Annotated in this window: 21 protein-coding genes; 12 read left to right on the plus strand and 9 right to left on the minus strand. The window is 67.5% G+C overall.

The window, feature by feature from the left end; translation table 11 throughout:
- Positions 1 to 14: 14 nt before the first annotated feature.
- From BRO63_RS17495 to BRO63_RS17510, 4 genes are all read right to left on the minus strand, one after another.
- Positions 15 to 527: an AAA family ATPase gene (locus tag BRO63_RS17495; RefSeq protein ID WP_088140997.1), complete on the minus strand. Its 513-nt coding sequence runs from the start codon at positions 525 to 527 to the stop codon at positions 15 to 17.
- Positions 528 to 787: 260 nt separating this feature from the next.
- Positions 788 to 2,101 (minus strand): cytochrome c, encoded by a 1,314-nt coding sequence (locus BRO63_RS17500; protein WP_088140998.1) that lies wholly within the window; start codon positions 2,099 to 2,101, stop codon positions 788 to 790.
- 12 nt (positions 2,102 to 2,113) lie between these two features.
- Positions 2,114 to 3,889 (minus strand): GMC family oxidoreductase, encoded by a 1,776-nt coding sequence (locus BRO63_RS17505; RefSeq protein ID WP_088140999.1) that lies wholly within the window; start codon positions 3,887 to 3,889, stop codon positions 2,114 to 2,116.
- A 3-nt stretch (positions 3,890 to 3,892) separates the two neighbouring features.
- Positions 3,893 to 4,606 carry a gluconate 2-dehydrogenase subunit 3 family protein gene (locus BRO63_RS17510; protein WP_088141000.1) on the minus strand — a complete coding sequence of 238 codons (714 nt, stop codon included), beginning with the start codon at positions 4,604 to 4,606 and terminating at the stop codon, positions 3,893 to 3,895.
- A gap of 279 nt (positions 4,607 to 4,885) precedes the next feature.
- Here BRO63_RS17510 and BRO63_RS17515 point away from each other — a divergent pair, with 279 nt between their 5' ends.
- The 4 genes from BRO63_RS17515 to BRO63_RS17530 all read left to right on the plus strand — a co-directional run bounded on the left by BRO63_RS17515 (position 4,886) and on the right by BRO63_RS17530 (position 7,359).
- On the plus strand, positions 4,886 to 5,452 hold the full coding sequence (locus BRO63_RS17515; RefSeq protein ID WP_088141001.1) for a hypothetical protein: 567 nt from the start codon (positions 4,886 to 4,888) through the stop codon (positions 5,450 to 5,452).
- A gap of 169 nt (positions 5,453 to 5,621) precedes the next feature.
- Positions 5,622 to 6,218 carry a hypothetical protein gene (locus BRO63_RS17520; protein WP_088141002.1) on the plus strand — a complete coding sequence of 199 codons (597 nt, stop codon included), beginning with the start codon at positions 5,622 to 5,624 and terminating at the stop codon, positions 6,216 to 6,218.
- Positions 6,215 to 6,796 carry a hypothetical protein gene (locus tag BRO63_RS17525; protein WP_088141003.1) on the plus strand — a complete coding sequence of 194 codons (582 nt, stop codon included), beginning with the start codon at positions 6,215 to 6,217 and terminating at the stop codon, positions 6,794 to 6,796. The genes BRO63_RS17520 and BRO63_RS17525 overlap by 4 nt, the downstream gene beginning before the upstream one ends.
- A complete protein-coding gene (locus tag BRO63_RS17530; protein ID WP_088141004.1) occupies positions 6,793 to 7,359 on the plus strand; it encodes a hypothetical protein in 567 nt (188 codons plus the stop codon). The genes BRO63_RS17525 and BRO63_RS17530 overlap by 4 nt, the downstream gene beginning before the upstream one ends.
- Position 7,360: 1 nt before the next feature.
- Here BRO63_RS17530 and BRO63_RS17535 read toward each other — a convergent pair whose 3' ends face one another.
- On the minus strand, positions 7,361 to 8,635 hold the full coding sequence (locus tag BRO63_RS17535; protein ID WP_088141005.1) for a hypothetical protein: 1,275 nt from the start codon (positions 8,633 to 8,635) through the stop codon (positions 7,361 to 7,363).
- Positions 8,636 to 8,742: 107 nt separating this feature from the next.
- Here BRO63_RS17535 and BRO63_RS17540 point away from each other — a divergent pair, with 107 nt between their 5' ends.
- The gene (locus tag BRO63_RS17540; RefSeq protein WP_088141006.1) at positions 8,743 to 9,198 is read left to right on the plus strand and encodes a GNAT family N-acetyltransferase; all 456 of its coding nucleotides are present in this window, start codon (positions 8,743 to 8,745) and stop codon (positions 9,196 to 9,198) included.
- On the opposite strand, the gene BRO63_RS17545 is transcribed toward BRO63_RS17540, so the two are convergent.
- Positions 9,191 to 10,804 (minus strand): ABC-F family ATP-binding cassette domain-containing protein, encoded by a 1,614-nt coding sequence (locus BRO63_RS17545; RefSeq protein ID WP_088141007.1) that lies wholly within the window; start codon positions 10,802 to 10,804, stop codon positions 9,191 to 9,193. The two genes, BRO63_RS17540 and BRO63_RS17545, sit on opposite strands and share 8 nt — an antisense overlap.
- Positions 10,805 to 10,941: 137 nt before the next feature.
- On the minus strand, positions 10,942 to 11,832 hold the full coding sequence (locus BRO63_RS17550) for a LysR family transcriptional regulator (RefSeq protein ID WP_088141008.1): 891 nt from the start codon (positions 11,830 to 11,832) through the stop codon (positions 10,942 to 10,944).
- A gap of 184 nt (positions 11,833 to 12,016) precedes the next feature.
- Between BRO63_RS17550 and BRO63_RS17555 the strand changes: the two genes are divergently transcribed.
- The 7 genes from BRO63_RS17555 to BRO63_RS17585 are packed head-to-tail and all read left to right on the plus strand — an operon-like array spanning position 12,017 to position 20,434.
- Positions 12,017 to 12,961 carry an ABC transporter permease gene (locus tag BRO63_RS17555; protein WP_088141009.1) on the plus strand — a complete coding sequence of 315 codons (945 nt, stop codon included), beginning with the start codon at positions 12,017 to 12,019 and terminating at the stop codon, positions 12,959 to 12,961.
- 6 nt (positions 12,962 to 12,967) lie between these two features.
- The gene (locus BRO63_RS17560; RefSeq protein WP_088141010.1) at positions 12,968 to 13,825 is read left to right on the plus strand and encodes an ABC transporter permease; all 858 of its coding nucleotides are present in this window, start codon (positions 12,968 to 12,970) and stop codon (positions 13,823 to 13,825) included.
- Position 13,826: 1 nt separating this feature from the next.
- Positions 13,827 to 15,482 carry an ABC transporter ATP-binding protein gene (locus BRO63_RS17565; RefSeq protein ID WP_088141011.1) on the plus strand — a complete coding sequence of 552 codons (1,656 nt, stop codon included), beginning with the start codon at positions 13,827 to 13,829 and terminating at the stop codon, positions 15,480 to 15,482.
- Positions 15,483 to 15,513: 31 nt separating this feature from the next.
- On the plus strand, positions 15,514 to 16,644 hold the full coding sequence (locus BRO63_RS17570) for a C45 family autoproteolytic acyltransferase/hydolase (protein WP_088141012.1): 1,131 nt from the start codon (positions 15,514 to 15,516) through the stop codon (positions 16,642 to 16,644).
- Positions 16,645 to 16,684: 40 nt separating this feature from the next.
- Positions 16,685 to 18,238 (plus strand): ABC transporter substrate-binding protein, encoded by a 1,554-nt coding sequence (locus BRO63_RS17575; RefSeq protein ID WP_088141013.1) that lies wholly within the window; start codon positions 16,685 to 16,687, stop codon positions 18,236 to 18,238.
- Positions 18,239 to 18,248: 10 nt separating this feature from the next.
- A complete protein-coding gene (locus tag BRO63_RS17580) occupies positions 18,249 to 19,289 on the plus strand; it encodes a CapA family protein (RefSeq protein ID WP_088141014.1) in 1,041 nt (346 codons plus the stop codon).
- A gap of 20 nt (positions 19,290 to 19,309) precedes the next feature.
- Entirely contained in the window at positions 19,310 to 20,434 is a 1,125-nt protein-coding gene (locus BRO63_RS17585; protein ID WP_088141015.1) for a C45 family autoproteolytic acyltransferase/hydolase, read from the plus strand.
- Here BRO63_RS17585 and BRO63_RS17590 read toward each other — a convergent pair.
- Both BRO63_RS17590 and BRO63_RS17595 read right to left on the minus strand, forming a co-directional pair.
- On the minus strand, positions 20,419 to 21,576 hold the full coding sequence (locus BRO63_RS17590; RefSeq protein WP_088141016.1) for an alpha-hydroxy acid oxidase: 1,158 nt from the start codon (positions 21,574 to 21,576) through the stop codon (positions 20,419 to 20,421). The two genes, BRO63_RS17585 and BRO63_RS17590, sit on opposite strands and share 16 nt — an antisense overlap.
- Before the next feature lie 7 nt (positions 21,577 to 21,583).
- On the minus strand, positions 21,584 to 22,555 hold the full coding sequence (locus BRO63_RS17595) for a Bug family tripartite tricarboxylate transporter substrate binding protein (RefSeq protein ID WP_088141017.1): 972 nt from the start codon (positions 22,553 to 22,555) through the stop codon (positions 21,584 to 21,586).
- Positions 22,556 to 22,673: the final 118 nt, after the last annotated feature.

The following is a 22,673-nucleotide window of genomic DNA, read 5'->3' on the forward strand; positions in this document are numbered from 1 at the left end:
CGGCGTCCCTCGCTTCAGTCCTGCCCGTGGCGGATCAGGTCGAATCCTTCGTCCTCGTCCGGCTCGACGAAGTACGCCGTGATCGCGTCGTATTGTTCGTCCGTGGTGGTGTAAGGGTGCGTGCCCGACGCGTTGCGCGCGCGCAGCCTGGCCTTGCAGACCTCGTCGGGCAGATCCAGGTAATGCAGCCGATGGGCGCAGCCTGCCTCTTGCGCCACCTGGCGTAGCCATGCGCGGCTGCGCCGCGTGTTGGCCGGGAAGTCCAGCACCACCGACAAACCGGCCCTGACCAGCGCCGCCACGTGGCTGCCCATGGCATTGCGCAGGCGGCTGGCGCAGCGGGCGTAGTCGGTCAGATCCACGATCTCCCCGGGATACAGCGCCGCCAGCCAGTTGTCCTCGCTGAGCAGGATGGTGCCTGGCCGCGCGGCCAAGGCCTGCGCCAGCGTCGATTTGCCGGCGCCGATCTTGCCGCACAGAAAGTGCAGCATGGGCGTGGCCGTGGTGGAAGGTTCTGTGGACATCATGAAGTGCTCTCCTGGAAGAAACTGCTGCAGGAGGCGGGCCAACAAAAAACCCGCCTCTGGCGGGTTTGTGTAGCGATGTACCGACGCGCGCTAACCCACCATGGACCCAATGGTGGTAATAATCAGCGCGAAGGAAGTTGCGGGACGATGCATGTGGCGTAGCTTGCGCCCGGCATCGGGCGCTTGTCAAATCGCCCCCAATGAAAGACACGGCGCCGGCAGCCGCGAAGGCTTGCCGGCGCCGCGATCACCGCTAGGCGTCAGCGCGCCGGCTGCGGCGCCGCCCCCACGTCCTTGCGCACCTTGGCCACGTCGGCGGCGGTGACGGCCGTCCCCTGGTTGCCCCAGCTGGATCGCACGAACGTCACCACGTCGGCGACTTCCTTGTCGGTCATGCGCCAGTCAAAGCCCGGCATCGCGTAGGCGGTCGGCGCCGCCGTGGTGGCCGGCATCTGCGCGCCCTTGAGCACAATGTGGATCAGGGATGCGGGATCCGCCGAGTTCACCGTCGAGCTCAACGCCAGCTGCGGGAAGGTTTCCGCATAGCCCTTGCCGGTGCTGCGGTGGCAGGCCGCGCAGTTGTTGAGGAAGGCCATGGCGCCGTCGCCCTTGTCGTGACCTGTGCGCAGCGCCTGCGCCACGGACTCGTTGTAGGCCAGCGGCTTGGTAGCGTCCTTGTTCACCGGCGGCAGGCTCTTCAGATAGGCCGCGATGGCATTCAGGTCGGCATCGGACAGATGCTGCGTGCTGTCGCCCACCACCTGCGCCATGCCGCCAAAGGCCGCGGAATGGCCGTTGCGGCCGGACTTCAGGAAGGCCACGATGTCCGCCTGGCTCCAGCTGCCCAGGCCGTCGGTGGTGTCGCCGCGCAGGTTCTTGGCCAGCCAGCCTTCGACCACGCCGCCCGACAGGAAGGCCGAGCCGTCCGCCTCGGTCAGCGCCTTTTCCTGCAAGGCGACGCCGCGCGGCGTGTGGCAGGTGCTGCAATGGCCCAGGCCTTCGACCAGGTACTGGCCGCGCAGGAGCGCGGCGCGGTCGGCGCCCTGGGTGTCGGCGGTCACGGGGGCCGTGGCCACGTCGGGCGCAAACATCCAGCGCCATACGCCCAGCGGCCAGCGCATGGACAAGGGCCAGATGATGTCGGTGTCCTTGTTCTCCTGCTTGACCGGCTCCACGCCGTGCATGAAGTAGGCGTACAGGGCCTTGACGTCCTCGGGCGTGACCTTGGCGTAGGCGGTGTATGGCATCGCCGGATACAGCGAGTGCCCGTCCTTGGCCACGCCGTGGCGCACGGCCCGGTCGAAGTCCTCGTAGGAATAGCCGCCGATGCCGGTGTCCATGTCCGGCGTGATGTTGGTGGAATAGATCATGCCCAGCGGCGAATCGATGCCCAGGCCGCCCGCAAACGGCTTGCCGTCCTTGGCCGTGTGGCAGGCGATGCAGTCGCCGGCGCGCGACAGGTATTCGCCCTGCTTGATCATCTGGGCGTCGGCGGCGGCCGGCGTGCCGTCCGCGGCGAACGCGGCGCCGGCCGCCAGCGCGGAGAGGACCGCAACAATGGTCTGCTTAATCATTGTGCCGTCTCCTTAAGCCTGGACCAGCGGGCCGGGGTTCTTCAGGTACAGGTCGCGGATCGCCTGCGCCGACCAGTAGGCCAGCGCCCCGACCAGGCCGGTGGGGTTGTAGCCCATGTTCTGCGGAAACACGCAGGCCCCCATCACGAACAGGTTGGGCACGTCCCAGCTTTGCAGGTACTTGTTGACCACGCTTTCCTTGGGGTTCGCGCCCATGATGGCGCCGCCGGTGTTGTGCGTGCTCTGGTAGACCCGGGTGTCGTAGCGCGCACCTTTCTTGCGCACCCCCACCGCGTACTTTTCCGGTTTCATGGCCTTGGCCACTTCCTCCATGCGCTTGCCCATGTAGCCCAGCATGTCGAATTCGTTGTCATGCCAGTCGAAGGTCATGCGCAGCAGAGGCTGGCCGAAGCTGTCCTTGTAGGTGGGGTCCAGCGACAGATAGGCGTCGCGGTACGACATCACCGAACCGGAAATGCCTATGGTCATGTGGCGCTGGTAGGCGTCCTGCACCCCGGCCTTCCAGCCCGTGCCCCAGCTGGGCGTGCCCGGCATGGTGGGCGTCTGCTTGATCGGACGGCCGCCGTAGCGCACGTGGCGGATGCTGGCGCCGCCCAGGAAACCCAGGGGACCGTGGTCGAACTGATCGCCGTTCAGGTCGTCCATGCCCACGCCGCCCGCGCCCGTGCCCACGAAGGGGTTGAGCTGGGTGCCCTTGGGCAGCAGCACGCTGACGCCGCCGTTCATCTGGTAGGCGTAGTTCTTGCCCACCACGCCTTCATTGGTCTTGGGATCGTAGGGCTTGCCGATGCCGGACAGAAGCAGCAGCCGCACGTTGTGCATCTGGTAGGCCGACAGGATCACCAGGTCGGCCGGCTGATCCACCTCGCGGCCTTGCGCGTCTATGTAGGTCACGCCCACGGCCTTCTTGCCGCTCGAGTCCAGGTTGACCTTGATCACATGCGATTGCGTGCACAGTTCGAAGTTGGGCTTCTTCAGCAGCACCGGCAGGATGGTGGTCTGCGGCGAGGCCTTCGAATACATGTAGCAGCCGTAGTTCTCGCAGAAACCGCAGAAATTACAGGGTCCCAAGCGCACGCCATAGGGATTGGTGTACGGACCCGAGGCATTGGCCGCGGGCGCCGGATAGGGATGGAAGCCGACCTCGCGCGCCGCCTTGTCGAACAGCTGGGCGCCGTAGGTGGTGGTCAGGGGCGGCAGCGGGAATTCCTTGCTGCGCTTGCCTTCCAGCGGATTGCCGCCTGCCACGATCTGGCCGTTCAGGTTGCCGGCCTTGCCCGAGGTGCCGCACACGTACTCGAACTTGCTGAAGTACGGCTCCAGCTCGTCGTAGGTCACGCCGAAATCCTGGATCGTCATGCCTTCCGGGATGAAGCTCTTGCCGTAGCGCGTTTCGTAGCGGGTACGCAGCTCCAGCTCTTCGGGCAGCACGCGGTAGTGCATGCCATTCCAGTGGAAGCCCGCGCCGCCCACGCCCGTGCCCAGCAGGAACGAACCGTTCTGCCGGTACGGCACGGCCACGTCGTCCACGCCGTGGCGGATGGTCACGGTTTCCTTGGACAGGTCCTGGAACAGCTTGCCGCGCACGGAGTACGCCAGCTCGTCCGCCACCTTGGGGTATTCGGCGTCCTTGGGCGTGTCCTGCATCGCGCCGCGCTCCAGCGCCAGCACGTGCAGCCCGGCCTCGGTCAGTTCCTGGCCGAGGATCGCGCCAGTCCAGCCGAATCCGACCAGCACCGCATCGACTTTGTCTTTTTTGATCGCCATGGCTTAACCCTTCTCCCCAGAGATCGACACGGGGCCGTAGGGATACTTCGCGTTGGGCTGGTCGGCCCAGTCCATGAAATCCGCGCGCGCGCCCGGGAAACCCACCATCTTCCAACCCACCATGTTCTTGTTGCCGCCATACATCGGATCGGCGAAGAAGCCTTCCTTGGTGTTGGAGAGCAGGAAACTGAAGAACGTCCTGGCGGGCACGCTCTCGAATTCGATCTTGCCGCCTTGCAAGTCCTTGAGGATCTGCTCCTGCAGCGCCTTGTCCAGTTCGGCATAGGCCTTGCCGTGCGTCTTCACGCACCAGGCGTCACAGGCCTCGATGCCGTGGCGGTAGACCTCGCGGGGATTCTGGTTCAGCTGGTAGCCCAGTTCCGGCACCTGGTCGGTGTGGAACGGCCCCTGCATGTACCAGAGCTTGCCATGGCCGAACGGAGTTTCCATCTGGCGATCGATGAACTCCGGCACGCCGGCCTCGATGGCGCCGGGACCGTACTGGTCGGCGGGAATCAGATGATCCACCGCGGCCACGATGAAGGCCCATTCGGCCTTGGTGAAGTAGGTGGGTTCGTAGGGCTTGGCCGCGCGCGCCGCGGCGCCGTCCGGCTCGTTGGTACAGCCGGTGGTCATTGCGCCCACCGCCAGCGTCGACGCCGGCACGATGGCCAACGCCTGCAGGAACCGCCTGCGCGGCTTTGCGTCTTCTGTCATAGACATCTCCGTGAATACTCCAAGTTGTCCTAGCCACCGAACATGAACCTGGGAACACGAACCGCCGAGCTAGTGACAACACGCTCTTCGCTTGCAGAAAATCGACCCGCTCCCCACGACATGGAGCTTGGGAAAGGGTGCGCACATTATGCGCTTTTTAGGCCATCTGATACGCTCGATCGACCATATCAGATCGATTTTCTTGACATGAAAATAAGTTTTGCATTAAGGACAAAGTAAGAGGCTTTGCACTAGACCCGCATGTCAACGGACCCACGCATGAACGAAAAAACCAAGACCTGGCGCAGCACCACGACGACGCGCAGCTGGAGCGCCGCGAAGGACCTGACGCCCGAGCAGCGCGCCAACATCGAAGCACTGCTGGACGGCGGGATGGACGGCGCCACGGTCAGCGAAACCTGGAGCTATGCCGGCATCGAAAACGGCGAGTCCTTCAAGGTCGAGATCAAGAATGGCGCGGTCACGGTCAATGGCCGCAAGTACGACAGCCTGGACGCAGTGCCGCGCGCCGAACGCGAGCGCATCGAGGCATTGCGCGCCGGCCAGGGAGACGGCGGCCTGTGGGACATGCTGCGCAATGCCGGCGTGGACGTGGACAATCTCGCGCCGGAATTGAAGCCGCGGGATGCCAAGCCGGAATTCGTGATCGAGACCGATGATCCGGCGCAGGCCCGCGCTTCGGCGGCATCCGTCCAATCGCCCCCGAACGCGGGCCTGCCGCCGGGCGCCGTGCCGGCCAAGGGCGGCGGCCTGCGCAGGACGCTGCTTTTCGGCGTCGCGATCGGCTTGGGCTGGTGGGTGGCGCGGGCGCTGAACCTGTTCTGAAGCGCCAAGGACTGCGCAACGCGCCCGGCGAATTGTTTCAAAACTTGGCCGGCGCACGCGGCAACGCTGTGCGCGACATGCATGGAAACATAAGGACAAAGCCCGCCAGGAGCGGCGCGCCTACGATCTGGGATTCCCGATGCGCGCGGCCTGCGCGCCTGGAGTCCGGATGCGCGTACTGCACTCGCTCAGAGCCCGTGTCGCCGCCAGTCTGGCAGGCATAGGCTCTCTGCTCGCCGCGGCCAGCGTCGCGATTTACGGCGCCTACGGCAAGCTCAACCGCGCGTCCGAACCCGTATATGGCGCCGATGTCTCGATCCAGACCGGCCAGTGGCAGGTGGTGCCGCGCCGCGCCTGGACCGCTTCCGCCCCCAAGGTCTACGGCGTGCCGCTCAAGCCCGGCGCCACGGCGCTGGTGGTCGAGGCCGACCTCACCAACCGCACCGCCGAATCGAGCGCCGACTATCTCGGACTGCTGCGTTGGAATGCGCCGCTGGGAGCGGCTGCAGGCAAACCCATGGCGGTCGGGCTGCGCGACTCGCAGCAAATGCCTTACCTGCAGCCCGGCCTGCCCGAGCGCATGGCCTTTGTCTGGATGCTGCCTCCCGCGGCGGCGGCTCCGGCGCGCACCGCGCTTGCCGTGCAGAGCAAGATCTACAAGCCGGTGGACAATCTGTATGGCGCGCCAGGCTGGTTCAATCCCGCGAACGTGGGTCGGATCGAGTTGCCGATAGCCCCGGACGGCGTACAGGAGTCCGCGCCATGAGCGTGCGGCTGGGTACCCTGCTGCTGGTGCTGGCCGCCGCGCTGGCCCTGTACGCCATGCAGCGCAGCACGCCCCGCTACATGGCGCTGACCGGTCCCATCACGGCAAGCGGCGCCATGGGACAGACAGTAAGCGCCAGGCAATTCGACGTCACCGTGGAGCGCGTGCAGTTCGCTCAGCAACTGAACTACAAGAGCCTGAGCGCTACGCAGACGCGCACGACGGGCGGCGTCTGGGCCATCGTCTGGCTGCGCCTGGCGGCCCGGGACACGTCGGCCACTGTCGGCGAAGCCGCCTGGCTCGGACCCGGCGGCCTGGCCTACCGCCACACGGACCGCCTTGTGCTTGCGCGCAATCAACCGCCCCACGCCTTGGAACCGGGCCTGCCGCGCACCGTGCGGCTGGTGTTCGAGATCCGGCCGGATCAGGCCCGCGATGCCACGCTGCTGCTGTCCGCGCGCTATGACCCGCGCCTGGATTCGCAGGTGCGCATTGCGCTGGACGACGTCCCGCTGGACACCTCCGGCCGGCCCATCGCCGCCGCCAGCTACGATCTGGAACAGGAGGCCGCCCCATGAACGATGCGGCCGCGAGCGAACGGCGCTGGAGCCGCCGCAGCCTGTGGCTGCTGCCCGTGCTGCTGGCGCTGACGCTGTACTGGAGCGGCCGCGACAGCGTGGCCCGCTGGCTCGCAGGCCGCGAATTGCAGCCGCGCGACATCGCGGCCGGCGCGCAGGCGCCGCTGGGCGGCGCGCAATGGCAGCTGCGGCAATTCGCGGTGCTGGAGCCGCCGGCCGGCAGGGGCTGGCAGCCCGGCTCGCGCGCCGCGCTGGCCGCCTTCTCCGTGCAGGTGCAATCCGCCGATCTGCCCACGCGCTGGCGCGGCTGCCGCATTGCGCTGCACGACGCGCAGGGGCGCACCTGGCTGCCCGCCATCGCCCCGGCGCTGCGCCTGCCGCGCGGCACGGCGCGCGGTTGCGTGGCTGCGGCCCACAGCGGCGCCGCCCCCGGCGCCAGCGTCGAAATCATGGAAGCCTTCATGGTGCCTGCCGATGCAGCCGCGCCCTGGTCGATCACCGTGTCCATCGATGCCGAACGGCCCGCCTACCTGCGCTTCGCGCCGCCGGAGCCTGCCGGCTGACTCATGCCGCTGGCGCGGGCGCCGCACTGCGCATCTTCCAGGGTGCGTAGGCGCATTCCAGCACGGCAGCCAGAAAGCAGATGCGCACGGGTTCGATCAGCAGGCCCGTGGAAGAATCGCGGAAAGGACTGCCAAAGAGCAGCGAAACGCCATGCGCCAGCACCTGCCAGGTATCCAGGTCGTGCGGGCCGATCAGGCGCGCCGCGCCGTACCACAGCCACGCCGCGCCCCAGTCGATCAGGCGGTAGCCCACGATGAGCGTGACCAGCAGCAAGGCGCTGCTGTGAAAGGCCAGGCGCACGCCGCTGGCCAGCGGCAGATAGCGTTTGCGGTAGCCGGCCACGAAATGTTCGACGAAATCGCGCAGAAAGCGCGGCACGGCGCGGTAGCGGTCGCCCAGCCTTTGCAGCCGTTCATAGCGCCTGAGTTCGGCGTCGTCGCGCACGTCGTAGCCATAGACCAGCGCCGCCATCACCAGCCATATCACCGGCAGCAAGGCATAGAAGAACAGGCTGAGCAGCGCCGCGCCCAGACTGGGCCCTTGCGCCTCCACGGGCGTCATGCCCGCCGCCCAGGCATTCGAAACGGGCGTCAGCATGTTCATGAGCGACTGCAGCAGCGCCTCCAAGCCGCGCCGGTCGGCCAGCCACTGCCACGCCTGGTCCTTCCAACGGCTGATGACGTACAGGCCGATCAACACCCAGTTGGTTTCGCACAGCACCACCAGCCATTGCCAGCGGCCCTTGCCCGTGCGGTCGCGCGCCGTCACCGCCGCCTTGCGCACCAGCCAGGAGATCGCCACCGAGACCAGCAGCCAGCGGGAATCCAGCGCATCCAGCACATTGCCGTGCTCGCCCAGCGGATCCAGCCCATAGGCCAGGCGCGAGTACTGCCGCACGATGTCGCCCAGAAAGCCCCAGGCCGCGTAGTAGGCAAAGAACGGCAGCAAGGCCACCGTCAACGCCTGCCCCAGCCGCCCTCTGCTTCCGCCAGTCTCGGCCTGCCCGGCGCGCGCCGCTTCCTGCGCGCCGCACAGGGCTGGCAGGCCCGGCAACAGCACGAGGAACATCGCGACGGTAGTGACCAGCTGCGCCAGCGCCACCAGCGTAAGCACGGCCAGGCCGGCCAGATGGTTGGCGAAGCCGGTCTGCGCCGCCACCCACAGCAGCACATCGCGGGCCAGCGTGCCTGCCAGCACCAGCGCCATCAATTGCGGCCAGAACCGCAGCCACAGCCGGCCGGTGAGCGCCCATGGCGCGAGTACGGACTCGAGCATGCCTACACCCTGCAGTGCGCGGATTGAAGCGGACGATGTTAATGCCGCCGGGACGCACGGAGTGTTACCGCTCGCCACGATTGCGCACAGGGTGTCAATATACGGCCATGAACACACTGACATACCGCCCCGCCACCGCCGACGACGTTCCTGCCTGCCTGACGATCCGGGGCCAGACGAGAGAGAACGCATTTTCCGTGGAGGCATTGCGCGCGCTGGGCATCACCGCGGACAGCTGGGCCGCCGGCGTGCGCGCGGGCGACCTGCCCGGCTTTGTCGCCTGCGCGCATGGCCGGGTGACGGGCTACTGCTTCGGCGACCGCGATAGCGGTGAAATCGTGGTGCTGGCCCTGCTGCCCGAGAGCGAGAACCAGGGCGCGGGCAGGACGCTGCTGCAACTGATGGTCCGGCATCTGGCAAGCCTGGGACACAAGCGCCTGTTCCTGGCCTGCGCCAGCGATCCCGCCGTGCGTTCCCATGGCTTCTACCGCCACTTGGGGTGGACGCCCACCGGCGAACGCGATGAGGCCGGCGACGACATCCTGGAACTGTCGATCAGATAGTTTCCAGGCGCCAGCCTGCGCAGCCCGCAACCAGCCGGTGCGTCAGCGCCAGGCTGTCCATGAACGCATCGTCATGGGACACGACGACCAAGGCGCCCCGGTAGGCGCGCAGCATGGTCTCCAATGCCTGCATCGAGGGCAGGTCCAGGTGATTGCTGGGCTCATCCAGCAACAGCAATTGCGCGGGCGGGTCCGCGTACAAGGCGCAGGCCAGCGCGGCCTTCAGGCGCTCTCCTCCGCTGAGTTCGCCGCTGGGCGCCGCGATCTTGCGCGCGTCCAGGCCCAGTTGAGCCAGGCGTGTGCGCAAGTCGGCTTGCGTCGCGCTGCGATTGGCCGCCTGCAACTGCGCCAGCACCGGCTGCTCCGGCCCCAGCATGGCCAGCCCCTGATCCAGATACACGGCCCTTGCCGCGACCCGGCAGGTTCCGCCCGATGCCTGCAACTGTCCCGCCAGCACCTTGAGCAAGGTCGACTTGCCGCAGCCGTTCGGACCGACCACGCCGACGCGCTGCCGCCCGCCCAACGTCAGGTCGATGCGGCGCGTGACGGCCGGGACAAACGGCAGCTCCACCGCGTCCAGCTCGGCGATGCGCCGCTGCGCAGGTGTAGCGGCTGGCGGCGCATGCAGCACGATGGCGTCCTGGTCATCGACCTGTTCGGCCGCCTCGCGCACGCGCAAGGCAAGCTGCTCGCTGGCCGCCTCATGCTGGCGCCGCAGCTTGCCCGCGGACGTTTCGCTGCGCGCCTTCTGCCGGCCCAGCAGGATCTTGGCCTGATTGGCGTCGCGCGCCTGGCGGTTGCCGCGCGCCTGACGGCGTTCCTGGCGTTCGCGCTGTACGCGCAGGGCCTGTTCCTCACGCTGGCGCTCATGCTTGCGCTGCTCCAGCAGCGACAGCGCGTTGCACCGCTCCTCTTCCTTGCACTGCGCATAAAAACTGTAGGCGCCCCCATACGCGCGCAGCCCAAGCGGCGACAATTCCACGATGCGCTGCATCGCCCCCAGCAGTTGCCGGTCGTGGCTGATCACCAGCAAACCGCGCGGCCAACGCCGCAGCTGCTCGGCCAAGGCCAGCCGGTTCGGCCTGTCCAGATGGTTGGTAGGTTCGTCCAGGATCAGGAAGTCCGCTTCCGACAGCAAGGCGCCGATCAAGGCGACACGCATGGCCTCGCCGCCGCTGAGCGCGGCGGCCGGCGTCGCGGCGTCCAGATGGCCCAGGCCGCAGCGCTCCAGCTCCTGCTGCAACGCGAGGCGCGCATCCCAGCGCTCGCCCACGAGGTCGAAGTCCTCGGCGGCGGCGCTGCCCGCTTCGATGCGCCCAAGCGCAGCCAGCGTGGCCTGCATGCCGGCCAGGCCGGCCACGGTCTCGGCCACGCGCGGCGCGGCCTGCTGTGCCAGGTAATGCACGCTGCCCGAGCGCAGGCAACGGCCGCTGGCGGGCGGCAGCAGGCCGGCAAGAATGCGGGCCAGCACGCTCTTGCCCACGCCATTGCGGCCCACCAGCCCGGTAGGCCGCAGGTCGAACTGTTCGTCGAGACCGGAGAATAGCGTTCTGCCGTCCGGCAGAACATAGGACACGCCTTCCAGCGCGATGTAGGGATTCGTCATGTGCGATTCCAAGGATGCCAAGAACTCCCCCTGCTCTTTGGGGGTGGGTGGAGACTGGCCGTCGCGAAGACGGCGGCATCAGTGGCGCATGGCGAATGACTCCTGGTGATGTGAGGGATGCAGCATTGTAATGGGGATCACCGCCTGACCTGGGCATCCTGCTCGATCGTGGCCAGCAGAACGCGCCTGAGCGCGCTGGTCAGATGGCTGCGCGCCTCGTTCTCGAACAGTCCGACGGTCCGCTGCGCGGATGGATCATCGAAGTAGGCGACGCGCAGCCGCGGATCTTCCTCCCAGTGCGCCGCGCGCGTGAGCGGCACGATGGTCACGCCGACATCCTGATGGACCAGTTCGACCATGGTCCGCAGTGAATTGATTTCCAGGTACTCGCCGAACTTCAGATGGTTCCTGCGTATGAAGGCGTCGATCAGCGCCCCCGTATGCGTGTCGCGCGAAGGCCTCAGAAAGAGCCGCCGCGCCATCAGGCTGGCCACGTCCGCCTTGCCCGCCGCCTGGCGGTTCGCAATGAACACGAACGGTTCGGTGTAAAGCGGCGTCCATTGCGTGCCGGAAGGCAGTTTGTGGGCGTTCTTGACCGCCAGCGCCGCGTCCAGTTCCCCGGCCCGCACGCGCAGCGACAGGTCGCCGGAAAAACTGATCACCGGCTGCACGTTCAGCTTGGGATGCGAGTCCCGCAGGGTCAGTACGGCGCGCGCCAGGAACGCCATCGACGTGCCCACCGACCCCACGTCGATGGAACCCACCAGTTCGTCGCCGGCGGGGCCGTCGCGCAGGTCGTCGTACACCGCCAGCAGCTGTTCGGCCCGCGGCAGCAGCCGGTGTCCGCCTTCGCTCAGGGACACGATCTTGCCGCTGCGGTCGAACAGGGTGACGCCCAGGTCGTCTTCCAGCGCGCGCATCTGCAGGCTGACCGCGGCCGGCGTCAGCGACACCCGCTCCGACGCCGCGGCGAACGACCCGCTGCGCGCCACGGCGACGAAGGTACGGAAGAAGCGGATCGAGCTCATCGGGTGGGTGCCATATCGGTAAGAATAACTTTATATATCACAAAGTAATTTTAGTTTTACTTCTTTATGACAGGACGTCAAAGTTACGTCGTCCCGCAGCCGAGCCGGCATAGCGGCCCCGTCAACCGTATCGTCACCATCGCGCTGCCGCGGCAGGCGCCGGGACGTGAGCTACGAGCCCCCTATGCTTCGCTTCGCACTCTCGCGCATCGGAATGGCCATACCGACACTGCTGATCGTGTCCGTCGCCGTTTTCGTGCTGATCCGCATGATCCCGGGCGATCCGGCCCAACTGCTGCTGGGTGACCTTGCCGACCCCGCCAGCCTGGAAGAACTGCGCCAGCGCATGGGCCTGGACCAGTCCTGGCCCGCGCAATTCGCCCTGTGGTTCAGCGATCTGCTGCAGGGCGACTTGGGGAAATCCATTACCACCGGCCAGGCGGTGCTGTCCCTGGTCTGGGACCGCTTCCTGGTCAGCGCCCCCATCGTGCTGGCGGCGGTGGCAGCCGCCGCCCTGGTCGCGGTGCCGGCCGGCATCATCGCCGCCTGGCGTCAGAATCGCGCCACCGATATCGCGCTGGTCGGCATGGCCACGCTGCTGGTGTCCATCCCCACTTTCTGGCTGGGCCTGCTGCTGTTGCTGCTGCTGGGGCTGAAGCTGGAATGGCTGCCGGTCGTCGGCTACGTGTCGGTGTCGGAGGACGCGGTCGCAGGCCTGCTGTACCTGGCCATGCCCATCCTGACGCTGTTCCTGCACGAGATCGGCGTGCTGATGCGCATGGCGCGCGCCAGCGCCCTGGAGGTCTTGCGCCTGGACTACGTGACCCATGCCCGCGCCAAGGGCCTGAGCGAGCGCGCGGTGCTGGCCCATCACGTATTCAAGAATTCCTTCGGCCCCACCTGGACCCTGATCGGGCTGGTGCTCGGCAACCTGCTGGGCGGCATCGCGGTGGTCGAGACCGTGTTCACCATACCCGGCCTGGGCCGCCTGCTGGTCGATTCCATCTTCGCCCGCGACTACCCGGTGATCCAGGGTTGCCTGCTGTTCGTCGCGGTCATCTACGTGCTGGTCAACCTGTTTGTCGACCTGCTCTATCCCGCCTTCGATCCCCGCGTTGGAGCGGAGTAAACCGCCATGCAACTGACTACAGCCATCAATCCCGTAAAGCCCCGGCGCCGCCGCCTGCCCGCCAACGCGGCCATCGGCGGGGTCATCATCGCGATCGTCGTGGGCGCCGCCCTCATCGGCGCCGTCTGGACCCCGCGCGACCCGCTGGGCATCAGCTTCGCGTCCCGGCTCAAGCCGCCCAGCGCCCAGTTCTGGCTGGGCACCGATGAATTCGGCCGCGACGTGCTCAGCCGCCTGATGGTGGGCGCCTCGACCAGCGTCTGGATCAGCCTCTTGACCGTCTCGTTCTCCATCCTGCTGGGCACCGCCATCGGCGTGCTGACCGGCTTCGTGCGGGGCTGGACCGACCGCATCATCATGGCCTTCAACAACGCGCTGCTGGCCTTTCCCGGCCTGCTGCTGGCGCTGGGCCTGCTGGCAGTAGTAGGCGCCAACAAATACGGCATCATCCTGGCGCTGGGCCTGGCCTACACGCCGTCGGTGACGCGCATCGTGCGCGGCACGGTGCTGTCGCTGCGCGAGAAGGAGTTCATCGAATCCTCGCGCGTGCTGGGCAATTCCGAGCTCTACACCATGTTCCGCCACGTGCTGCCCAATTGCGTGGCGCCGCTGACGGTGCTGGCGACGTCCATGTTCGGCTGGGTGATCCTGGCGGAAAGCGCGCTGTCCTTCCTGGGCCTGGGCGTGCCGCCGCCCGCGCCCACCTGGGGCAACATGCTGGCCTCGGCCCGTCCGTTCATGGCGCAGGCGACGTATCTGAGCATCTTCCCCGGCATCTGCATTTCGCTCACGCTGCTGGGCATCAACCTGCTGGGCGACGCCGTGCGCGACCGCCTGGATCCGCGCATGCGTACGGGTGAATGACATGACGACCAAGCATATGGACGCCGGCGCAACGCTGGCAGAGGTGAACGGCCTGACGCTGACGGTGGGCGCGGGCGGCCGGGAAATCGTCAAGCGGGTCAGCTTCTCCATCAAGCCCGGGGAGCTGGTCGGCATCGTCGGCGAATCGGGCAGCGGCAAGACCCAGGCGGCGCGCGCGCTGCTGGGCCTGACGCCGCCGCCGCTGGTGCGCGCCGCGGGCTCGATCACCTTCGAGGGGAAATCGCTGACCGACGCCAGCCCCGCCGCCTTGCGCAAGCTGCGCGGGGCGCGCATCGGCATGGTGTTCCAGGAGCCGATGACCTCGCTAAACCCTTCCATGAAGATCGGCCGCCAGCTCGATGAAGGCCTGGCGCTGCACCGCAAGGACCTGTCGGCAGCCGCCCGCAAGCAGTTGATACTGGCCATGCTGGCGCGCGTCGGCCTGCGCGACCCCGCGGCCGCGCTGGATGCGTGGCCCCATGAATTCTCCGGCGGCATGCGACAGCGCATGATGCTGGCCGCCGTGATGCTGCTGGAACCCGCCCTGCTGGTGGCCGACGAGCCCACCACGGCGCTGGATGCCGTGGTGCAGCGCGACGTGCTGGAACTGATGCTGGAGCTGACCCGCGCCCGCAACACGGCCGTGCTGATGATCAGCCACGACCTGCCCATGGTGGCCAAGTACACCGAACGCATGATCGTGATGCGCCACGGGGAAATCGTGGAAACCGGCACCACCCAGCAGATCCTGGACCGTCCCGCGCATCCGTACACGCGGCAATTGCTGGCGGCCATGCCCATGCGCGGCCCCGCCCGCCCCATTCCGCCCGAAGCGCCCATCGTCGACGTGCGCCAGCTGCTGGTGGACTACGCGGGCCGCCAGCGGCTGTTCGGCCGCACCCAGGCCAAACGCGCCCTGCACGGCATAGACCTGCAGATCCGGCCGCGCGAGGTGGTGGCGGTGGTCGGCGGATCGGGTTCCGGCAAGACCACCCTGGGCCGGGCCATCGCCGGCTTGCTGGCTCCCACGGACGGCGGCATCTACTTCCGCGGCAAGCCGATAGCGCAGACGGGCGCCGCCTGGAACGACTACCGCCTGAACTGCCAGATGGTGTTCCAGGACCCCTATTCCTCCCTGAATCCGCGCATGACGGTCGGTGAACTCACGGCCGAGGGCTTGCGCCAGGTGGACGGCATGACGGCGGCGCAGAAGGCCGAACGCGTCCAGTCCGTGCTGGCCGAGGTCGGACTGGGCCCGGAGTACGCCAGGCGCTATCCGCATGAATTGTCCGGCGGCCAGCGCCAGCGCGTGGCGATCGCCCGCGCCATCGTGCGGCGCCCCGCCTTCGTGATCGCCGACGAGCCGGTTTCGGCCCTGGATGTCACGGTGCGCGCGCAGGTGCTCAAGCTGTTTGCCGAATTGCAGCAACGCCACGGCTTCTCCTGTCTGTTCATCAGCCATGACCTGGGCGTGGTCGAGCAGGTGGCGGACCGCGTGGTCGTGATGCAGGACGGCCAGATCGTCGAACAGGGTCCGCGCGACCAGATCTTCGACGCGCCCCAGCATCCCTACACGCGCAAGCTGCTGTCGGCCATTCCGGCCCTGGAGGCCAACGACACCGGCGGCGTGCGCCTGAAATGGCGGTTCGATCAATGACGCCCGCAGCCCCGCGCGCATAGGAACAGACATGGAAGCGCAAGCCTACTTTCCGCTGGTCGAGGTGGCCGGCACGCCTTACGAGCGCGGGCTGCGGCACGGACGCCTGGCGGCCGGGCGCGTGCGACGCAGCGCCGAGATCTACGCCCGTGCGCTGCAGCAGCTACGGTACTCGCCTGCGGACCTGCGGCGGCTCATCGCGAATTTCTCGCGCGCCGTCGAGGATTTCGAACCCGCCTACCTGGACGAGATGCGCGGCATCGCCGAGGGCGCCAGCGTTTCCTTCGAAGACGTGCTGATGATCAACGCCCGCACCGAAATCGTCGCCCAAGCCCGGCGCGCGCAGCTTGCCGGCTCTGCCGCGCCGGCAAGCGACGAATGCACCGGCGCCGCCATCCTGCCCGCGCGCAGCGCCAACGGCAATTTCCTGCAAGGCCAGAACTGGGACAACCGCCAGGACTGCGCCGACACCATCATCATCCTGCGCGTGCTGCGCGACGACGGCCCCGACGTGCTGACCTTCGTCGAAGCCGGCGGCCTGGCGCGCTATGGCATGAACTCGGCCGGGCTGACCCTGAACGGCAACGGCATGTCCTCCAGCCGCGACTACCAGCAGGACGGCGTGCCCCTGCCGCTGGTGCGCCGCAAGGCGCTGGAGCAGGAGCATTACGCCCTGGCCCTCCAGATCGTCACCGGCACGCCCAAGGCGTGTTCGTGCAACCTGATCCTGGGCACGCGGCTGGGCCTGGCGCTGAGCCTGGAATGCGCGCCTGACGAGACCTTCCTGGTCTATCCCGAGGATGGCCTGCTGGTCCACGCCAACCATTGGACCAGTCCCGTGGCGCTGGGCAAGCTGAAGGAGACGGGCATCGCCAGCTCGCCGGAAAGCCTCTATCGCGATCAGCGCGTGCGCCAGCGCCTGTCGGCCGCGGGCGGCAAGCTCGGCGTGCAGGATCTCAAGGCCGCCTTCGCCGATACCCATGCCACTCCCTTTTCCGTCTGCCGGCCGGGGCGCGTCAGCGCCCAGGGCTATGCATCCTGCACCACCGCGACGCTGATCATGGAACCCGCGGCCGGCGTGCTGGAGGTCGCGCGCATGCCCTGGCAGGGCGCGGCCTACGCCCGCTATACGGTGGAACGCGGATCGTCCCCTTCCTTCTGAACGTTTTCCAGCTGCAAACCGCTCACAACAAGGACCCATCATGAAACGACCTATGTATGCGTACACCGCCCTGGCCGCCCTCCTGACGGCCGCCGCGCCTGCCCTGGGCGCCACCGTGCTGCGCGCCCACCAGGACGCGGACATCCGCAGCAGCGATCCGGGCGTCAACCGCGACGCCAATACCGATGGCGTGATCCTGCACGTCGTCGAAGGCCTGGTCGGCTACAACGCGAAGGGCCAGCCCGCCCCCTTGCTGGCGGAGAAGATCGACGTATCCGAAGACGGCAAGACCTATACGTTCCATCTGCGCCAGGGCGTGACCTTCCACAACGGCGCGCCCCTGACCGCCGACGACGTGGTCTGGAGCTGGAACCGCTACATGGATCCCAAGACCGGCTGGCGCTGCCTGACCGACTTCGATGGCCGCATCGGCCTGAAGGTGGAAGGCGCGGCCGCCACCGATCCCGCCACCGTCGTGTTCAAGCTGGACCGCGCCGCGCCGCTGTTCCTTGATTCGCTGGCGCGCAGCGATTGCGGCATGACGGCCATCACCCATCGCGACTCGGTCAAGCCCGACGGCACCTGGGACAAGCCCATCGGCACCGGCCCCTTCCGCTTCGCGGAGTGGCGCCGTCGCGAATACGTGAGCCTGACGCGCTTCGAGAACTACGCCAACCGGCCGGGCAAACCCGACGGCTATGTGGGTTCCAAGCGTCCGCTGGTCGACGAGGTGCGCTTCGTCGTAATCTCCGACCCGGCGACGGCCAAGACCGCCCTGGCCAGCGGCGCCATCGACGTGATGTCCAAGGTGCCGTACTCCGAAGTCGCCGAATTGGCGCAGAACAAGGCCATCAGCACCAATGTCTCGCCCCAGCTGGCGCCCTCCACGCTGACGATCCAGACGCGCGACAAGCTGCTGTCCAATCCCTATCTGCGCCAGGCCATCGCCGCGGCGCTGAACTACAAGGAACTGGTGGCAGGCGTGACCTACGGCCTGACCGAGCCCAACAACTCGCTCGTCCCCGTGGCCTCGCCCTACTACGGCGAAGCCGAAAAGCAGGGTTACGTCTACGACCTGGCGCGCGCCAAGGCGCTGCTCGCCAAGGCCGGCTACAAGGGCGAGAAAATCGTCATTTCGACCAACAAGCGCAACCTGCCGAACTACGACGCGGCCGTTATCACCCAGGCCATGCTGCAGCAGGCCGGCATCAACGCCGACATCGAGGTGCTGGAATGGGGCGCCCAGCAGGACAAGTGGCAGAAAGGCAACTACCAGATGATGTCGTTCTCGTACTCCAGCCGCATGGACCCCGCCCTGAACTTCGAGGCCGTGACCGGCGACAAGAGTTCCCAGCCGCGCAAGCTGTGGGACGATCCCGCTGCCCGCGCGCTGCTGGAAAAGGCCACCAACGCCACGGCGCCCGCCGAACGGCAGGCCTTGCTGGATCAACTGCACCGGCTGATGCTGGAGCAGGTCCCCATCATCCCCTTGTTCAATACCTTGAGCACGGGCGCATACCGCAAGAACGTCCAGGGTTTCGAATCGTCGATCTTCGGCGCGCCGCTGCTCTGGGAAGTCTCGAAGGCCGACTAGGAACGCCACCATGAATCAAACCCTGTATCTGCTGGGCGACATCAACCTCAAGGGCGTGGATGACGCCCGCGGCCTGTTCGACCACGTCAGCCCGCCGCTGCGGCAGGCGGACCTGGTATTCGCCAACCTGGAATGCTGCCTGTACGACCTGCCCGAGCAGGCCCAGGAGCGGCGCGGCTTCTATACCTCGCCCCGGCATGCGCAGGTCCTGCGCGACGCCGGCCTGCAGGCGGTGGGCAACGCCAACAACGTCAACATCGGCCATGTAGCGGTGCTGTCCTCGCTGGCCGCCTTGCGGGACGCGTCCCTGTCGAGCGTGGGCGCCGGCGCGAACGCCAACGCGGCCCGCGCCCCGCTGATCGAAGTGCGCGACGGCGTGCGCTACGGCTTCCTGCAGCGCACCGCCGTGTACTGGCCGGACAACCATGAAGCCACCGCGCATCATGCCGGCGTCGCCATCATCCGCGGCCATACCGCTTATCGGCCGCGGCTGGAAATGCAGGCGGCGCGCACGCGCCCCGGCGTGCCGCCCGAGGTGCTGACCTGGGCCGATCCGGAGTCGCTGGCGCAATTCCGGGCCGACGTGGCGGCGCTGCGGGAACAGGCGGACGTCGTGATCGCCTCGCTGCACTGGGGCTACCGGCGCGACGTGCTGCAGTACCAGCGCGAGTACGCGCATGCGGCCGTCGAGGCTGGCGCCGACATCGTGCTGGGGCATGGCCCCCACATGATCCTGCCCGTCGAATTGCATCAGGGCAGGCCCATTCTTTACGGCAGCGGCAATTTCTCCTTCCAGGTCGCCCACCAGGCGGACGCGCATACGGAGTGGACCGGCATGACGGTCCGCGTCGACATCCGCGACAAGCGCCCCGCCGCCATGCAATTCCGTTTCGTGCAGCGCAACGACGCCAACCAGACCGTGTTCGTGGCCGCATCCGAAGCGGCGCAAGAGCGCGACCTGCTGATCCGCGGGTCCGCCGCGCTGGGCGCCGACCTGCACATCAGCGGCGACGCCCTGCAACTGGACCTGGCAAGCCGCTCCGCACCCTGACCCCCCTATTTGATGCTCCCATGAAATACGCCCCGTTTCCCCTAGTCTCGATCTCCGGTTCCCCTTTTGAACGCGGCGTGCAGTACGGCCGCGCCGTGCCCGAACGCATTGCCCACAGCGCGCGGCACTATCGCGGCGAACTCGACAAGATCGGCACTCCCGCGGCCACCCAGGCCGCCCTGATCAAGGAGTTCGCCGACCAGATCCAGAAGTTCGACCCCGCACATACCGAAGAAATGCGGGGCATCGCGCAAGGCGCAGGCTGCGCCTTCGACGACGTAGCGCTGATCAACGCCCGCACCGAAGTCATCGCCAAGGCGCGGCTGCTGGCCAAGATGGGCAACCTGGACCCCGCCGAAGGCGAATGCACCGCCGCCCTGGTCATGCCCGGGCGCAGCGCGACAGGCACGCTGATCCATGCCCACAACTGGGACTGGGAGCCTGACGCCTGCGACAGCACCATCGTGCTGCGCGCCACCCTGGAAAGCGGCGTCACCTTCCTCACGCTGGTGGAGGCCGGCGGCCTGGCGCGGCACGGCTTCAACTCGGCCGGCATCGGCCTGACCGGCAACTATCTCAGCAGCGACCGCGATTACACGCAGTCCGGCGTACCGCTGAGCAGCGTGCGCCGCGCGGTGCTCAGCCAGCAGCACGTCGCCATCGCCATGCAGCTGATTGCCGCCACGCCCAAGGCCTGCTCCAGCAACATGATCGTCAGCCAGAACGGCTGGGTGATCGACTTCGAATGCGCGCCCGACGAGAGCTTCACCTTGCTGCCGCAGGACGGCCTCTTGACCCATTCCAACCATTTCATGAGCGAAGTGGCGCTGGGCAAGCTGCGCGAAGCGGGCCTGAAGAATGCCGTGGACACCTACTACCGGGCCTGGCGCGTGCGCCAGCTGCTGGACGCCTGCGGCCCCCGGATCACGGTGGCGGATGTGCGGCGCGCCCTGGCCGACGACTGGGCCACGCCCTACTCCGTCTGCCGTCCCCCGCGCGGCACTCTGACGGGCGGACGCTCGGCCACGGTGGCCACCATCGTGCTGGACACGGCCGGGCTCACCATGGACATTGCCGCCATGCCGTCGTTCGGGCAGTTCTTTACTCGCTATGGCCTGGAGGGCGAGGCCTATCCGATCGACTGAACGGACTGGCCCGCCGGCTCCCGGGACACGCGGGCTTGGCGGGCGCTCGCCGATCCGGACAGGATCAGGGTCCGCTCGTAGTCTTCCGCCAGCAAACGCATCACGTCGGCCACTCCTTGCGCGCCGCCGCAAGCCAGGCCGTACAGCGCGGGACGGCCGATGAAAACGGCGCGCGCCCCCAGAGCCTGGGCACGCGCGATGTCCGCGCCGCTGCGCACGCCGCTGTCCAGGAACACCGGGATGCGGTCGGCGACCGCGTCGACGATCCCGGGCAGCACGCTGATCGACGAGGGTGCGGCATCCAGCTGGCGACCGCCGTGATTGGAGACGATGAGGCCGTCCACGCCATGCCTCACCGCCAGGGCGGCATCCTCGCGATGCAGCACGCCTTTCAGCAGCAAGGGGCCGCCCCACAGGCTGCGCAGCCAGCGCAGGCTATCCCAGGTCAATGAACGGTCCATGCTGCGGGCAAGCAGGGACGCCTGCACCTCCAGCGACAGGGACTCGCCGGGCTGCTCGGCCAGATTCACGAAGCGCGGCGGCCCGCCGCGCAGCATGCGCAGCGCCCACCCGGGCCGACGCGCCACGTCCCACGCGATCCGGGACGTAAGCCGGAAAGGCATGGAAAAGCCATTGCGCACGTCGCGCCAGCGCCTGCCGCCCACCGGCACGTCGGCCGTCAGCACCAGCGCGCGATAGCCCGCCGCGCGCGCCCGGCGCACAAGCTGTTCGGCCAGCCGGCGGTCCTGCATCACATATAGCTGCAGCCATTGCTCGCCGCCGCCGGCGATGGCGCGCACGTCCTCGGCACGCTGGTTCGAGGCGGTGGACAGGACAAACGGCACGCCCATTTCCGCCGCCGCCCGCGCCAGCATGCCGTCGCCGCCGGGGCGGACCACGCCATTCAGGCCGGTGGGCGCCAGCGCAAACGGTTGCCGCCAGACCGATCCGTACACCTCAACCGACGTGTCGACTTCACGGGTATCCCTGAGCACCCGCGGCGTCAGCCGGATCCGCTCGAAGTCGTCACGGTTGGCCTGCAGGCAGGTTTCGTGCTCCGCGCCGCCATCCACGAACTCGAACACGAAACGGGGCAGGACCTTCCTCGCCCGGCTCCGGTAATCTTCCATCGTCAACAGCATGCGGCGCCTATTGCAAGCTGATGCCGCGTTCGCGGATGATCTTGCCCCAGCGGCTGTTCTCGCCCGCGACGAAGCTGGACATCTCTTCCGGCGAACTGAACCAGGGTTCGACCGCGATGTTGGCGTAGAACTCGATGACCGCCTGTGTCTTCAGCGCGGCCGCCAGCCCCTGGTTCAACGCCTCCACGGTTGCGCGGGGAGTACCCGCGGGAACCAGCATGCCCTGCCAGGCGAACGCCTCAAAGTCCTTCAGGCCCTGTTCGTGCAGCGTGGGGATGTCCGGAAAATTCTTCATGCGCTGGGGACTGGCCACGCCCAGCACCTTGAGCCTGCCCGTCTTCATCTGCGGCACCACGGTGGAAGCGTCCATCAAGGCGAAGGACACCGCGCCTGCCATCAGGTCCGTCACCGCCGGCGCGCCGCCCCGGTAGGCGACGTGCGTCATGGTCAGGCCGGTCCGCTCGCGGAACAGTTCGGCGGCCAGGTGCTGAGGAGAGCCCACGCCGGAACTGGCGAAATTGGCGCTGTCGGGATGGGCGCGCGCCCATTGCAAGAATTCGTCCAGGTTGCTGGCCGGCACCTTGCTGGAGACCACCAGCAGTATCGGATAGCGGGCATACAGGCCGGCCGAAACGAAGTCCCTGGCGCTGTCATAAGGCAGGTTGGTGAACAGATGCGGATTGGCCGCCAGGGTGGCGAAGTCGCCCGTGAAGACGATGTTGCCATTGGCCCGGGCGTTGGCCACATAGGCCGCCGCGATGTTCGTGGCCCCGCCCGGCTTGTTGCTGACGAAGAAGCTGCGCCCCATCTGCGCGCCCACGCTTTCCGCCAGCTTGCGCGCGATGGCGTCCGAGCCCCCGCCCACCGGATAGGGATGGACCCATTCAATGGGCTTGTCGCTGGCCTGGGCCCAACAGGCCGCCGCGCCCGAGCCGGCCGCCAATGCAAACAGCGCTTTCAGGAATAGACGTTTCCGCATGTCGCTACTCTCCATGTGTGTATGGCCGCAAGCCCTGGCCTTTGCCAGATGGCAGGGCGAGCCGTATCGGATGGCGAGAGTGTGAGGCCGCAACTCATTCCTGAGAATTGTTTATTAG

Origin of the sequence: Achromobacter xylosoxidans, assembly GCF_002192695.1 — a bacterium.
Taxonomy (GTDB): Bacteria; Pseudomonadota; Gammaproteobacteria; order Burkholderiales; family Burkholderiaceae_B; genus Achromobacter; species Achromobacter xylosoxidans_C.